The sequence below is a fragment of the Methylobacterium sp. AMS5 genome (assembly GCF_001542815.1).
In the GTDB taxonomy this organism is placed as follows: Bacteria; Pseudomonadota; Alphaproteobacteria; order Rhizobiales; family Beijerinckiaceae; genus Methylobacterium.
On sequence record NZ_CP006992.1, the window covers coordinates 193,592 to 207,465 of the forward strand.

Below are 13,874 nucleotides of genomic sequence, written 5' to 3' on the forward strand. Positions count from 1 at the left end.
TCTCTAGATCAAGCGTAGCCGTTCGGCCCGATCCACGGACCCCTTCCCTTGCGCGCCTCCCTCCTCCGCTCCTCGCTCGGACTGCTTTGCCTCGGCCTGACTCTGCCCGGCGAGGCCCTCGCCGCCCGCAAGGCGGCCCCGGCGCGGACGGCGGTCGCGCAGGCGGCACCGCAGACGCTCGGGCCACAGACCGCCTGGACCGCCGCCGAATCCCCCAACTGCAACCGCGTGCGGCGCAAGCTCTGGCAGGCCGACGAGGGCTGGATCGTGAAGACGGTCACCGTCTGCCACTGAGCCGATCGCCCACAAGACACAGGAGATCTCGGCCTCGCGGCCGGGATTCTCTCGAAGCCGGCGGCCGAACCCGCTACAAACCGCTCGAGGCGGCGACGGTCGCGGCCCCGGTAGCGGTGAGTGGCGTCTCCAGTGATCCGCGTTCTCCATACGGGCGACTGGCATATCGGCCAGACGCTGCGCGGCTTCTCGCGCGAACGCGAGCACGACGCGGTGTTCGGCTGTCTCGAGAGCATCGTCGTGGAGCGCGAGGTCGATGCCCTCGTCGTGGCCGGCGACGTGTTCGACAGCCAGAACCCGTCCGGCGAGTCGCAGGCGCGCTTCTACACCTTGATGGCGCGGCTCCACGCGGCGCGGCCGGCCATGACCATCGTCATCACCGCCGGCAATCACGATGCCGCCGGGCGGCTGGAAGCACCGCGCCCGCTGCTCGAAGCCATCGGCGTCCACGTTGTCGGCAATGTCCGCCGCCGCGACGGCGCGATCGACCTCGACCGGCACCTCGTGCCGGTTCGCTCGGCCAACGGGGAGGTGGCCGCGCAGGTGCTCGCCGTCTCCTATCCCACCGCCGCCTGCCTGCCGCCGCTCTCGTCGCTCGGCCGGCAGCCCCGCATCGGCGAGACCTCGCCGATCGTGCGGGCGGTTCGCGACCTCTACGGCCAGCTGTTCGAGGCGGCGCGGCCGCGGCTCGCCGGCCTGCCGCTCCTCGTCACCGGCCATCTCCATGTGGCGGGCGGGCTCGAATCGGAGGGGGCGGAGCGGCGCATCCTCGTCGGCGGCGAGCATGCCGTGCCGTCCGACGTGTTTCCGGAGGAGGCGCGCTACGTGGCGCTCGGACATCTCCACCGGGCGCAGGTGCTGGGCCGGGGACAGGTGCGCTATTGCGGCTCGCTGATCCCGCTCTCGGCGGCCGAGCAGCCCTACCGCCACGGGGTCACCCTGGTGACGCTCGGCGCGGGCGCGGCGGACATCGAGCATATCGCGATCCCCCGCCCCGTGCCGTTCCTGCGCCTGCCGGCATCGGGCGACATGCCGCTGGCCGATCTCGGGGACCATCTCAACGCCCTGGCGCTCGACGACGATCTGCCGATGGAGGCGCGGCCCTACATCCAGGTGCGGCTCGCCCGCGAGGGATTGCTGCCCGGTTACCGCGCCGAGGTGGACCGCATCGCCGAGAGCTTTCCGGTGCGCGTGGTCGACGTGCGGGTGACGGTGCCGCCGCGGGCCGCGATCGAGATCGTGGAATCCGAGGCGCCGCCGCCGCGCCTGTCCGAGCGCGACCCGGAAGAACTGTTCCGCCTCGCCTACCGCGCCAAATGGGACGAGGAACCCGAGCCCGTCCATCTCGACGTGTTCCACCGCGCACGAGCGGAAGCCTGAGGCTTTAGCGCATGCGCATCCTCGCGATCCGCGGCGAGAACCTCGCGAGCCTCGCCGCGCCCTTCGCGGTCGATCTCGCGGCCGAGCCGCTCGGCGCCACCGGTCTGTTCGCCATCACCGGCGAGACCGGCGCCGGCAAGTCCACCATCCTCGACGCGCTCTGCCTTGCCCTCTACGGCCGCTATCCTCGCGTCGCCGTGACCCGACGGGAGGACGTGCCCGATCCCGGTGGCGAGGCGCTGAGCGCCAGCGACGGGCGGGCGATCCTGCGCCGGGGCGCAGGCTCAGGCTATGCCGAGGTCGATTTCATCGGCCAGGACGGCGTCGCCTACCGCGTCGGCTGGGAAGCCTACCGCGCCCGCAACCGGGCAAACGGCAAGCTCCAGGCCGAACGTCGGCGCCTGCACCGGCTCGGCGACGGCAGCGCCGTCGCCGCGGGCAAGACGCAGGTGCTCGACCGGGTGGTCGCACTGACCGACCTGACCTTCGACCAGTTCCGCCGCACGGTGCTGCTGGCGCAGGGCGAGTTCGACGCGTTCCTTCTCGCCGCCGAGGGCGAGCGGGCCGAGCTTCTGGAGAAGATCACCGGCACGGCGATCTATTCCGAAATCTCGAAGCGGGTGCATCTCGGCTACGAGGAGCACCGCCGCGCGGTCGAAGCGCTGGAGGTCCGCCGCGGCGAGATCGGTCTGCTCGATGCGGAGAGTCTGTCGAGCCGCAACGCCGAGCGCGAGGCTCTGCGCGCCGGGGTCGAGACATGGCGCGGCGAGCAGGCGGCGGTCGGCCGCATCCTGGAGACGGCCCGCCGGATCGAAGCCGCGCGCGCGGCGCTCGCGGAGGCCGAACGGCGCGCCGTATCGGCGGGTGAAAGCCTGGACGCGGCCGGGCCGAACCGGGCCCGGCTCGCCGAACTCGACGCGGTCGAGCCGCTGCGCGGACGGGCGGAGGCGTTGGGCGAGACCGCCCGCGAGCGCGGCGAGGCACAGCTGCGGGTCGAGGCGGCCGGTGCCCGTGTCCGAGCAGCCCGCGACGCCGCCGAGGCAGCCGAGGCGAGGCGGGCCGAGGCGAATGCCGGGGACGAGGCGGCGGAAGCCGTCTTCAAGAACTTCGGGCCGCTCTGGGACCGGGCCGCCGCGCTCGACGCGACCATTGCCATCGCCGAGCAGGAAGCGGCCGATGCCGCGCAGGCGGCCCTCCGATCGAACGAAGCGGCGGCAGCGGCGGATGCCGCGCTCACCGCCGTCGAGCGCCGCCTCGACGAGGCGCGGGCAGAACGCGACGCCGCGGCCCGCCAGCTCGACGCCGACCGCAGCCATGCGGCGCTGGCCGAACGCGGCGACGACGTCGCCCGGCGCATCCGTGAACGGGCGCGGCTGCACGAGCAGGCGGAGGCAGCGGGGAAGGAAGGCGCGGCGCGGCGAGCGGAGATCGCCGGCTGCGACGGCGAGTCGGAAGCCGGCACTGCCCGCCTCGCCGCGTTCCGTGCCCTCCGGGAGACGTTGGCCGGCGATCGCGCGGAACGTGAGGCGGCGCTCGCTGCACTCGACGAGCCCGCCGCGCAGGCGCGCAGCGCGGCTCTCGAAGGGCTGCTCGATGCCCTGCGCGAGGCCTACGCCCTGGCCGGACGCCACGGCACGGCGCTCGCCGACCGCGCCGCCGCCGCGGAGGCCGAAGCGGAAGCCGGCCTCGTCGCGACCGAGGCCGCCGCGCGCTGCGGGGCGGAGGACCAAGCGTTGCACGAGGCCGGGATCCGCCGCGCCGAGATCGCGCCCCTGGCCGAACTCGCCGAGGAAAGCGTCTCGCGCGAGGCTGCTCGGCTGCGCAGCCTGCTCGTCGCTGGCGGACCCTGCCCTGTCTGCGGCAGCCCCGACCATCCCCACGCCCACGAATCCGACGGTGCGCTCGGCCGTCTCGCCGAGGAGATGCGGACCCGTCGCGCCGAACTCGATGCCCGCATCGGTGAGCACCAAGCCGCCCGCGACCGCGCCCGCGGTGACCTCGCGGCGGCGGAGGGCCGGCGCGACGACGCCCAGGAGCGGGCTGCTGCGGCAGCCGAGGCAGCGGCGGCCACCGCGGCCCGCTATCGCGCCACGCTGCCCGGTCTCCTGGCCTCGCTCGAAGCGTCTGGCCTCGCGGCCGTGTTGCCGCCGGGGCCCGATGCGCCAGCGCTCGCCGCGGCCGGGACGACCGCCCGCACCGAACGCGACGCCACGCTGCAGGTGCTTGCCACGGCGCGGACGCTGCGCGGCGAGATCGACGGCCTGATCCGCGAACGCGACGCGGCGGAGGCGCGGGCCGAAGCGGAGGCCCGCGCGCTCGACGCCCTCACCCGGCGCCGGACCGAGGCGGGGCTCGCGGCCGAGCGCGCGGAGAGCACGCGGGCCGCCCTCATTCAGCGCGTGGCGGACCTGGCGGATGAGATCTCGCCCGCCCTGAGCGCCGCCGATCTGAGCCTGGCCGATCTCGATCGGGCACCGGAGATGTGCGCCGACCGTGTCGCGACGCTCGGGCAGGCTTACGCAGCGTTGCGGACCCGGCTTGCCGGACTGGAGGCGCAACTCGGCGCCTTGGCGCCCGAACGGGCCGCCGCCGCATCCGCGCGGGAGGCCGAGACGCGGGCCGCCGTGAAGGCCCGGACGGAGGCCGAGGAACGGCAGACTCGCCTGAAGCAGGCCCGCACGGAGCGCGCCGGCCTCCTCGGCGGCGAACCGACCGGCACTCACCGCACCCGGCTCAACAACGAGCGCCGCGCCGCCCGCGAAGCCCTCCAGGCCGCGCAGGCCGCTTGCGCCGAGGCCGCCCGCGCGTTGACCGCTGCCGTCACCGACGAGGCCGGTGCCATCGCGGCCTCGGAGCGAGCCGCCGCCCGCCACAGCTCGGCCGACGACGCCTTCGCGCAGGCCTGCGGCGAGCGCGGGCGCGAGGCGGTGGCCGCGCTGCTTGCCGTGCCGACCGAGACCCGCGACGCACTGCGGGCCGGCCTCGACCGGCTGGAGCGCGAGGCTGCCGCGGCGCGAACCGCCCTCGCCACCCGCCGCGCGGATGTCGAAGCCCTGGACACCGAGGCCGGGATCGACGTTGCCGCTGCTGAAGCCGAGACGGCCCGGCTCGCCGACGCCATGGCGCAGGCCCAGCAACGCCTCGGCGCCCTCGATGCTGAGTTGCGCCGGGACGAGGCCGCCCGCGCCAAGGCCGCCGACCTCGCAGGGGAGATCGAGGCCGCAACGGCCGAGCTAACGACGTGGCACCGGGTCGAGGAGGCCATCGGCTCGGCGGGCGGCGACCGCTTCCGCCGCTTCGCGCAAGGGGTGACCCTCGATCACCTCGTGCATCTCGCCAACGAACAGCTCCGGGCCCTGAGCCCCCGCTACCGCCTCGCCCGCAGCGTCGGCGCCGACCTCGCCCTGCATGTGGTGGACCGCGACATGGGCGACGAGCGCCGGGCGACCCGTAGCCTGTCGGGCGGTGAACGCTTCCTCGTCTCGCTGGCGCTGGCCCTGGCCCTGTCCGGCCTCGAAGGGCGGCAATCCTTCGTCGACACCCTGTTCATCGATGAGGGCTTCGGCTCCCTCGACGCCGAGACCCTCGACCTTGCCGTCGATGCCCTCGAAACGCTCCAGGGCCGCGGCCGCAAGGTCGGCGTCATCACCCACGTCGCCGGGATGATGGAACGCATCGCCGTGCAGATCCGGGTGGAGAAGCGCGGCAGCGGCCGCAGCGTGGTCCGGGTGGTGGATCGCGGTGCCGCCATTGTTTGAGGCAACGTCGCCACTGCATCGTTCATAGGCAGCGGTGCCCGCATCGGCAGCACGCGGCGGTCGCATCCGGGCGTGGCCGTCGGTTTCAAGCGGGGAGAGAGTTGGCACGCCGGCTGCATTGCTGGCGTCGCAGCCCTTGGGCGGCGAGTGGGGCAACGGCGCCTCGCGCTCGGACGGCGCATGTCCGGACACAGTCTTCCGCATGAATGACCGCGCCCGGCTAAAAGCCAGCGGCGCGTCTTCGAGCCCAACGAGCACGCCGATGGCATCCTTCAAGACCGTGATGAAGTCGGGCCACCCCCCGACCCTGTTCGCCGCCTTCCTCTATTTCGATTTCTGCTTCGCGATCTGGGTGCTCAACGGCGCCATGGGTCCGTTCATCACCGAGACCTACGGCCTGACCCCGGCCCAGACCGGCTTCATGATCTCGCTGCCGATCCTGGCCGGCGCGATCATGCGCTTTCCGCTCGGGATCCTCGCCCAGTATATCGGCCGCAAGAACGCGGCGCTGACGGAGATGGGCGTCATCGTTCTGGCGATGGCCTACGGCTTCTTCTTCGTCTCCTCCTACAACGACGTGCTCGCCATGGGCGTGCTGCTCGGCATCGCCGGCGCCTCGTTCGGCGTGGCGCTCTCGCTCGGCTCGGGCTGGTTCCCGCCGGAGCACAAGGGGCTCGCCATGGGCATCGCCGGGGCCGGCAATTCCGGCACCGTGCTCGCCGTGCTGTTCGCGCCGCCGCTGGCACAGGCCTATGGCTGGCAGGCGGTCTACGGCTTTGCCGGCCTCGTGATGATCATCCCGATCCTCGTGATGATTGTCCTCGCCAAGGAGCCGCCGGACTGCCACGGCCAGACCTTCAAGGAGCATGTCTCCTGCCTGTTCACCAAGGACGGCTGGTCGTTCTCGCTGATCTACATCATCACCTTCGGCGGCTTCATCGGACTGTCGAACTTCCTGCCGACCTTCTTCTACGAGCAGTTCGGGGTCACGAAGGTCGAAGCCGGGCGCCTCACGATGCTGGCCGCCCTGATGGGTTCCGGCATCCGCATCCTCGGCGGCTACTTCGCCGACCGGATGGGCGGCATCCTCGTCCTCTCCCTGGTGCTGCTGGCCGCGATCGGCTCGTTCCTGGCGCTGACCACCACGCCCTCGCTCGCCGTGACGACGTTGCTGTTCATGCTCTGCTTTGCCGCACTCGGTGCGGGCAACGGGGCGCTGTTCCAGCTCGTGCCCCTGCGCTGGCCGACCAACACTGCGGTCGCCGGCTCGATGATCGGCGAGGTCGGGGCGCTCGGCGGCGCGATCCTGCCCAACGTCATGGGCTTCTCGAAGCAATATACTGGCGGTTTCGCCACCGGCTTCGTGGCCTACGCCCTGTTCACCGGCCTCGTGCTCGGCTGCCTGTTCCTGTGGCAGCGCAAGTGGGTCGGCGCCTGGGTTGGGCCCCGCGGCAAGGTTCTCGACCAGCCGGCCGAGGCGAAGGTCCAGGCCGGGGGCGGCATGGAACCGGCAAGCGCCTGAAGCGCATCACTCCGTCTGAGATGGATCGGTTGGACGGGGGCCCTTGCGGCCCCCGTTTCCGTTTACGGCAATGGAACGGGCTTTACAGCCCATCCCGCGTCACCGTCGCAAAGGTGAGGAGATCGACGCTCGCCGCCCCGCCGCGCAGCAGCACACGTGCGGCGGCATTGCCCGTGGCACCCGTCGTGGCCACGTCGTCGATCAGCAGAAGGCGGCGTCCGGCGATCCGCGATCGCGCGTCGCCCGACACTCGGAAAGCGCCCTGAAGATTCATCGCGCGCTGATGGCGGGTCAGGCCGACCTGGGGCCGGGTCGCCTTCACGCGGGCGAGCGCCCGCAGATCGCACTTTGTTCCCGAAACCCGGGCGATCTCTCGAGCCAGCAGGGCCGACTGGTTGAAGCGCCGCCGCCAGAGGCGCAGGCCGTGCAGAGGCACGGGCAGGATCAATTCGGCCTCGTCCAGCAGCTCACGCCCGGCCGAGGCCATCATGCGGGCCATGGTCCAGGCGAGATCGAGCCGGTCGTTGTATTTGAGACGATGAACGAGGTCGCGTGCGGCGCCCTCGTAGACCGCGACGGCCCGCGCCCGACCGAAGGCCGGTGGTTCGGCGATAGCGCCGGGCGACAACAGGCGGCCGACGCCGAGATCCAAGGCGAAAGGAGTGCCGAGCCGCTCGCAATAGGGCCGCTCGATCAGCCGCAGACCACTCCAGCAGGCGGCGCAGAGAGCATGCGGCTGACCGGTCGCCGCTCCGCAAGACACGCAGGTCGGCGGATAAATCAGACTGATGACGGTCGAAGCGATGCGCCGCGCGCCGACCCGCAGAGCGGGAAGACCGGGCGCTGCCATCAACGAATGATCGCCGTCACACGCCGCCGTCAGTATGCGCGGCCGCCCTGATCACCCTGCTGACCCGCCTTGTCCTTCTTGTTCGCCTGATGCCGACCCACGGCACATCCGGCCGCGGCACCCATGACGCCGTGCCCGGCCATGTGCCCGGCCAAGCCACCCACCACGGCACCCTTCAGGCAACCCTTGGCCTCCGCGGTGCTGGCCAGCGCGACGGCGACAAGGATCAGAGCGGCGCGGATCAGAATCCGTGTCATCTTCAACCTCCTCGATCGACGAGCAAAACGGAGAGACCGGGATTCTGTTCCAGGACATCCCAACCGGACGATAGTGAAGACGCATGATTCGCGAAATCGTGAAACCGCGCCGTGTACTGCCGGAAGGAGGCCTGCGGACACAGGGCCGGGATCGAACTTACGCCCTGGCCGCCGCGCCCTTGGAGCCCCATCTCCCCGATCGATGAACGAGTCCGCCCCCCTGTTTGATCCCGCCCTTGTTCGACGACGCATCGCGCGTGCCCAGAGATCGGGTTATGCCGGCTTCCTGCTTGAGCGGGTCGCCGAGGATCTGGAGGATCGTCTGGCGGCGGTCACCCGCCCCTTTCCCCTCGGGCTCGATCTCGGCACGCCGCTTCCCCTCGTGGCCGAGCGCCTGTTGCAGAGCGGCCGGGTCGAGCGGATGATCCGTCTCGCTCCGGTCTCCGGACCCGGCAGCTCCATAGTCGGCGACCCTGAATTGCTGCCGTTCGGTGGAAATGCCGGGTTCGACCTCGCGGTGTCGGCCCTGGCGCTTCAGCACGTCAACGATCTGCCGGGCGCCCTGCTGCAACTGCGCCGGGCGCTCAAGCCAGACGGCCTGTTCCTCGCCGGCCTGCTTGGCGGGGCGACGCTGACGGAGCTGCGCCAAGCCTTCCTCCAGGCCGAGAGCGAGACCGAAGGCGGCGCGAGCCCGCGCGTGGCGCCCTTTGCCGAACTGCGCGACCTCGGCGGCCTGCTTCAGAGGGCGGGCTTTGCCCTGCCGGTGGTGGACGCGGACACCATCACCGTTCGCTACGGCGACCCCTTCTCGCTGATGCGCGATCTGCGCGCCATGGGGCTGACCAACGCCCTGCACGACCGCCGCCGTGCGCCGCTGCGCCGGGCGACGCTGATGCGGGCCGCCGCGATCTATGCCGAGCGCTTCTCCGACGCGGACGGGCGGCTGCGGGCGACCTTCGAGATTCTGTGGCTGTCCGGCTGGGCACCGCATGAGAGCCAGCAGAAGCCGCTTCGGCCCGGCAGCGCCAAGACGCGGCTCGCGGATGCGCTCGGTGCCGCCGAGCATCGGTTTCCGATCCGGGAGGAGCCGGCATGAAGGAACCCGGCCCCGCCCACCCGATCACCATCACGCCCCACCCGACACCCGTGCGGGTGCGGCTCGGCGGGCGCATCGTCGCCGAGACGCGGCGGGCGCTGAAACTGTGCGAGGCGGGCTACGAGCCCGTTCTCTACCTCCCGCGCGAGGATGTCGCTGCGGACGCGCTCGCCCCGAATCCGCGGCGGACCTTTTGCCCCTACAAGGGCGAAGCCTTCTATTTCGACCTAAGCGTCGGCGGCGCGACCCGGGAAGCGGCGGCGTGGTCCTACGAGAACCCGTTTCCGGCGGTGGCCCGCATCCGCGGCCACGTCGCCTTCTATCCCGACCGGGTCGATGCCATCGAGGCGTGAGGCTCTCGCCTCTTGTTTTCGCATCATCTTTTTTTCGAAAGCCGGCAACCACCTTTCGGGCCGATGCTCTACCCTTCCACCTGCGACCAGAACCCCGACTTGCGCCCGTGTGCCTTGCGAAGCTGCGCCACGTACTCGGCGTGGCTCGGCGTCAGGTCGCCCGACGCAAGTTCCCGCGCGAGTTCGCCCAGACGCATCAGATGGCGGGCGCCGTGGCCGTAGGCGGGCGAGCGGCCGCGTTCGAGGATGTCGTCGATGAGCGCGCGATAGAGCACGCTCGCCGCCAGCGGATGGTCCGGCTCCAGCGCCTCGGCGGCCGGGGCGAGCAACTCCCAGATCCGGCCCGACCATGCGTCGCGCCGGTCGAGCACGAGGCGGGCGGCGCGGTCCAGATTCGGCCAGCGGATCAGGAAGTAGAGGCCGCCATGCGGGTCCTTGCGGTTCGCGGCGTGAACGAAGGCACGCTCCAGCGCCTCCTCGTCCTCGAAATCCGGCAGGCGGGCGAGGTAATCGCGCAGCGCCTGCGGATCGAGGCTCTTCTCGAACCGCGACCAGCGTAAATCTTGCGCCTTGTCCTTGCGGCCGAGCGCGTCGAGGATGCGGATCTCGACGGCCTCACGCTCGCGTTCGGGGCCTTCGGGATCGAATCCGCCGACGATCAGATCCTCGCGCGTCATCACGACCGTGCCGCGCTTCTGCTTGCGGCGAATCCAGTCGAGGGCCTCGCTGGCGCGGCCTGCCGCAAGCAGCCGCTCGGCCACCGCCGGGAGATCGGGCCGCTCGGGCGACATCTCCAGTTCGAGGGCGATGAACGCGTCGGCATCGCCGCGGGCGTCGGCGATGACCTGACGCAGGCGGGTGAGGCTCAAGCGGTGGTAGCGCCGCTCCCATTCCTGCCCGGCCATCTCGAAGACCGCCGGTCCGGTCTTCTTCTTGGCCGACGCCGGAAGCTTGGCGAGGGCGTCGACCAGATGTGCATCGAGCGGTTGGAGCGCGGCCTTCGGCAGCTTCGGCAGGAGATCGACCAGCAGCGCGCCGACGAGGCCGAAGCCATCATCGTCGAGACCGTCGAGTGCGCGGGTCGCGAAGCCCAGCGCGGCATCCGCCGAGAGCCCCGCCGCGAGGCCTGCGGCGGCTTCGGCGGCGGCCTCGAAGATGCCGTGCACCTGCCCGCTGGAGTCATCGACCCGCTCCAGCGTGACGCCGGCGCTCCGGAGGAAGCGCAGCAGCCGGTCGAGGGCCATGCCGGCATCGAGCGGCTTCAGGTCGGAGAGGATGGTCGCGAGCGTGGCATCGAGGTCGGAGGCGAAAGCCCGGCGCTTCTGCCAATCGATGTAGCCGCGGGCCTTTTCCAGCGCCGAGAGGCGGCGGTCGATCAAGGCCGCCACCCTGTCGGGCCCTTGGAGAGCGGCAATCGCGGCACTCACCCGCTTCTTGAACGGCGCACTCTGGCCGACCTCTTCGAGGATCAGGGCGATGAGCCGCTCCTGGCTGAGCGCCGCGAGAGTTTCAGCCGTCGGCGTGGTGCTACGGGATTTTTTGGGCGGCTTCGATTGGGTAGGCGCTTTCGCCGACGCCCCGCTCTCGACCGCCACCTTCGCCCGTCGCGCCATCGCTTACCCCCTCAAGGCCTCGGGCCCGTTCAGGGTCCGAGCAGATCGATCAGGAAGGGGATCAGCGGCAGATCGGCCGGCGGCATCGGCAGATCGCGCAAAGCCCCCGGCCGCACCCAGCGGAGTGCCTGCGCCTCGCGCGACTGCGGAAGCCCCTCCCAGCGCCGACAGATGTAGAGCGGCATCAGAAGGTGGAAATCCGGGTAGGCGTGGCTCGCGAAGGTCAGCGGCGCAAGGCAGGGCTCCTTCACCGTGATGCCGAGTTCCTCGGCGAGTTCGCGGATCAGCGTCTCCTCCGGCCGCTCGCCGGGCTCGACCTTGCCGCCGGGAAACTCCCACAGGCCGGCCAGCGCCTTGCCCTCGGGGCGCTGGGCCATCAGCACCCGCCCGTCGGCATCGACCAGGGCCGCCGCGACGACGAGCAGGAGCTTGAGCGGCGTGCTCATCGGCCGATCGCGAACACGGCATCGACCTCGGCCGAGGTTTCGATCGACCCTGCCACGACCGGCACGGCGGTGCGGCCACGGGGGGCCGCCGCCTTCATCGCCATGCCGTAGGGCATGGGGCGGGGCGATTCGGCCCGCGGTGGCGATTCGATCGAGACGACGGTACCGAGTTTCACACCGGTCGCCTCGGCGATGCGCTCGGCCTGGGCGCGCGCATCCTTGACCGCGGCGACCTGCACGGCGGCTTCCGCCGCGGCCGGGTCGCGCAGGCCGAAGCTGATCCCCTGGATCCGGTTGGCGCCGGATTCGAGAGTGCGCCGCATCAATTCGCCGAGCTTGCCCATCTCGGCCAAGCGCACCCGCACGCGGTTGCCCGCCGTGTAACCGTCGTCCCGCTCGCCCATCGTTCCGTCGGGCTGGCGGACGGCCTTGGTCCGCAGCTGGAGGGTGATCGAGGAAGTGCCGATATCGGCCTCCGCCACGCCCATCTCCTTTGCGCTCGCGACGATGCCTTTCGCCGCCTGGCTCGCGGCATCGAGGGCGGCGGCCGGCGTGGCGCCGCGGGTCTCGACGCCGATCTCGACGGAGGCAAAATCCGGCGCGACCTCCTCGGAGGCCCGGCCGATCACCCGGATGCGGCCGGTCTCGTCGTCGGCCATGGCGGGCGCCGCCACGGTGAGAAGCAGGAGGGGAACGGCAAGCGCGGAAAAGAACTTCACGAGCGATAGTCCCCGTTGATGGCGACGTAGGCCTTGGTGAGGTCGCAGGTCCAGACGCGCGCCCGGCCCTGGCCGAGGCCGAGATCGACCCGCACGGTGATCTCGGGCCGCCGCATCACGGCGCTGGCCGCCTCCTCGCTGTAATCGGGATCGCGGGCGCCCCGCACCGCGACGCGCACGTCGCCGAACCAGATCGCGAGGCGGTCGCGGTCGGCGGGCTCGCCGGCCTTGCCGACCGCCATCACGACGCGGCCCCAATTGGCATCCTCGCCGGCCACCGCGGTCTTCACCAGCGGCGAGTTGGCAATCGACATGGCGATGCGGTGGGCGGATGGATCGCTCTCGGCGCCCTCGACCTCGACGGTCACGAGCTTGTTGGCGCCCTCCCCGTCGCGGGCGACGAGCTGCGCGAGTTCGATCAGCAAGTCGTCCAAAGCGGCCCGGAAGCCGGCGAGCCGCGGATCGTCCGCCCGTGTCACCGCCGCATTGCCGGCAGCACCCGTGGCGAAGAGCAGCAGCGTGTCGGAGGTGGAGGTGTCGCCGTCCACCGTCACGCAGTTGAACGAGGTCTTGGTGCCCGCGCTCAAGAGTTCCTGGAGCACGGCCTGCGGCAGAGCCGCGTCGGTGAAGGCAAAGGAGAGCATCGTGGCCATGTCGGGGGCGATCATGCCCGCGCCCTTGGCGATGCCGTTGATCGTCACCGGCACCCCGTCGATCTCGGCGCGGCGGGTGGCGAGCTTCGGGAAGGTGTCGGTCGTCATGATCGCCTGCGCCGCCTGCGCCCAGGCCTCGGCACCGCCCTCGGCGCGCGCGGCGCACTCGGCCAGCACGCCCTCGAACTTGCGCGCGTCGAGCGGCTCGCCGATCACGCCGGTGGAGGCGATCATCACCGCCTCCGGGGCGCAAGCGGCGGCCCGGCCGGCGATGTCGGCGGTCAGCGCCACGGCCTCACGCCCTTTGAGCCCGGTGAAGGCGTTGGCGTTCCCCGAGTTGACCACGAGCGCCCGCGCGCCCTTGCCAGACTTCAGGGCGTCCCGGCACCAATCCACCGGCGCGGAGGGGCAGCGCGAGCGGGTGAACACTCCCGCCACTTCCGTGCGCTCGGCCAGGGCGACGTAGAGGACGTCCGTGCGGTTCTTGTAGCGGATGCCGGCCTGCGCCGTGGCGATGCGCACGCCCGCGATCTCCGGCAGCGACGGCGAGGTGGCGGGTGCCAGGGGGGAGATCTCGGTGGATGACATCGGTCGTCGGCTCCGTCTCGTGCCCGCTCTCGCCCATTCGGCCGCGTCGGGAGGGGCGGCCTCGCATGCGCAGGCGACACGGGCATGAAAGTCGTGGGTCGCGGGTCGCTGTCTTGCGCCCGCCGCGCCTCACGTCAACACGCGGGGCGTGTCCCGGGCGCTGCCCGTCGTGTGAGGGTTCCGGCTCGGATTGGTCAGGATAGCCTGCCCGTCAGCGATGCAACTCTGCGACGCAGAAGACAAAGGCCTCTCGAATCCCGCCTCGAAGTCTAGGTCGCAAACTGCGTCTCGAAAAAGTGCACCATCGCTACCGTCGAACGTTGACGCTTGAATGCCTATCATAAC

The 13,874-nt window shown here is 71.4% G+C and carries 12 protein-coding genes; 6 read left to right on the forward strand and 6 right to left on the reverse strand.

Annotated features, from left to right (window positions below):
• The first annotated feature begins 48 nt into the window (after positions 1-48).
• The 4 genes from Y590_RS00915 to Y590_RS00930 all read left to right on the forward strand — a co-directional run bounded on the left by Y590_RS00915 (position 49) and on the right by Y590_RS00930 (position 6,954).
• Positions 49-294: a hypothetical protein gene (locus Y590_RS00915; protein ID WP_060768246.1), complete on the forward strand. Its 246-nt coding sequence runs from the start codon at positions 49-51 to the stop codon at positions 292-294.
• 132 nt (positions 295-426) lie between these two features.
• Positions 427-1,674 (forward strand): exonuclease SbcCD subunit D, encoded by a 1,248-nt coding sequence (locus Y590_RS00920; RefSeq protein ID WP_060768247.1) that lies wholly within the window; start codon positions 427-429, stop codon positions 1,672-1,674.
• An 11-nt stretch (positions 1,675-1,685) separates the two neighbouring features.
• Positions 1,686-5,432 (forward strand): AAA family ATPase, encoded by a 3,747-nt coding sequence (locus Y590_RS00925; RefSeq protein WP_060768248.1) that lies wholly within the window; start codon positions 1,686-1,688, stop codon positions 5,430-5,432.
• A 262-nt stretch (positions 5,433-5,694) separates the two neighbouring features.
• On the forward strand, positions 5,695-6,954 hold the full coding sequence (locus tag Y590_RS00930) for an MFS transporter (protein WP_060768249.1): 1,260 nt from the start codon (positions 5,695-5,697) through the stop codon (positions 6,952-6,954).
• Between the two features lie 82 nt (positions 6,955-7,036).
• On the opposite strand, the gene Y590_RS00935 is transcribed toward Y590_RS00930, so the two are convergent.
• Positions 7,037-7,804, reverse strand: a complete 768-nt coding sequence (locus Y590_RS00935) for a ComF family protein (RefSeq protein ID WP_060768250.1) — start codon at positions 7,802-7,804, stop codon at positions 7,037-7,039.
• A 29-nt stretch (positions 7,805-7,833) separates the two neighbouring features.
• Positions 7,834-8,061, reverse strand: coding sequence for a hypothetical protein (locus Y590_RS00940; RefSeq protein ID WP_060772097.1), 228 nt, complete (start codon positions 8,059-8,061; stop codon positions 7,834-7,836).
• Positions 8,062-8,263: 202 nt separating this feature from the next.
• Here Y590_RS00940 and Y590_RS00945 point away from each other — a divergent pair, with 202 nt between their 5' ends.
• On the forward strand, positions 8,264-9,157 hold the full coding sequence (locus Y590_RS00945; RefSeq protein ID WP_060768251.1) for a methyltransferase domain-containing protein: 894 nt from the start codon (positions 8,264-8,266) through the stop codon (positions 9,155-9,157).
• Positions 9,154-9,510, forward strand: a complete 357-nt coding sequence (locus tag Y590_RS00950) for a DUF427 domain-containing protein (protein ID WP_060768252.1) — start codon at positions 9,154-9,156, stop codon at positions 9,508-9,510. The genes Y590_RS00945 and Y590_RS00950 overlap by 4 nt, the downstream gene beginning before the upstream one ends.
• Positions 9,511-9,578: 68 nt before the next feature.
• On the opposite strand, the gene Y590_RS00955 is transcribed toward Y590_RS00950, so the two are convergent.
• Genes Y590_RS00955 through argJ form a run of 4 tightly spaced genes read right to left on the reverse strand, consistent with a single transcriptional unit; the run spans position 9,579 to position 13,529 of the window.
• Positions 9,579-11,123: a DUF6880 family protein gene (locus Y590_RS00955; RefSeq protein ID WP_060768253.1), complete on the reverse strand. Its 1,545-nt coding sequence runs from the start codon at positions 11,121-11,123 to the stop codon at positions 9,579-9,581.
• 29 nt (positions 11,124-11,152) lie between these two features.
• Entirely contained in the window at positions 11,153-11,569 is a 417-nt protein-coding gene (locus Y590_RS00960; RefSeq protein ID WP_060768254.1) for a (deoxy)nucleoside triphosphate pyrophosphohydrolase, read from the reverse strand.
• On the reverse strand, positions 11,566-12,288 hold the full coding sequence (locus tag Y590_RS00965; protein ID WP_060768255.1) for an SIMPL domain-containing protein: 723 nt from the start codon (positions 12,286-12,288) through the stop codon (positions 11,566-11,568). Before Y590_RS00965 ends, Y590_RS00960 begins: the two co-directional genes overlap by 4 nt.
• Complete coding sequence (argJ, locus tag Y590_RS00970; protein WP_060768256.1) at positions 12,285-13,529, reverse strand: bifunctional glutamate N-acetyltransferase/amino-acid acetyltransferase ArgJ; 1,245 nt, start codon at positions 13,527-13,529, stop codon at positions 12,285-12,287. Before argJ ends, Y590_RS00965 begins: the two co-directional genes overlap by 4 nt.
• Positions 13,530-13,874 lie beyond the last annotated feature (345 nt).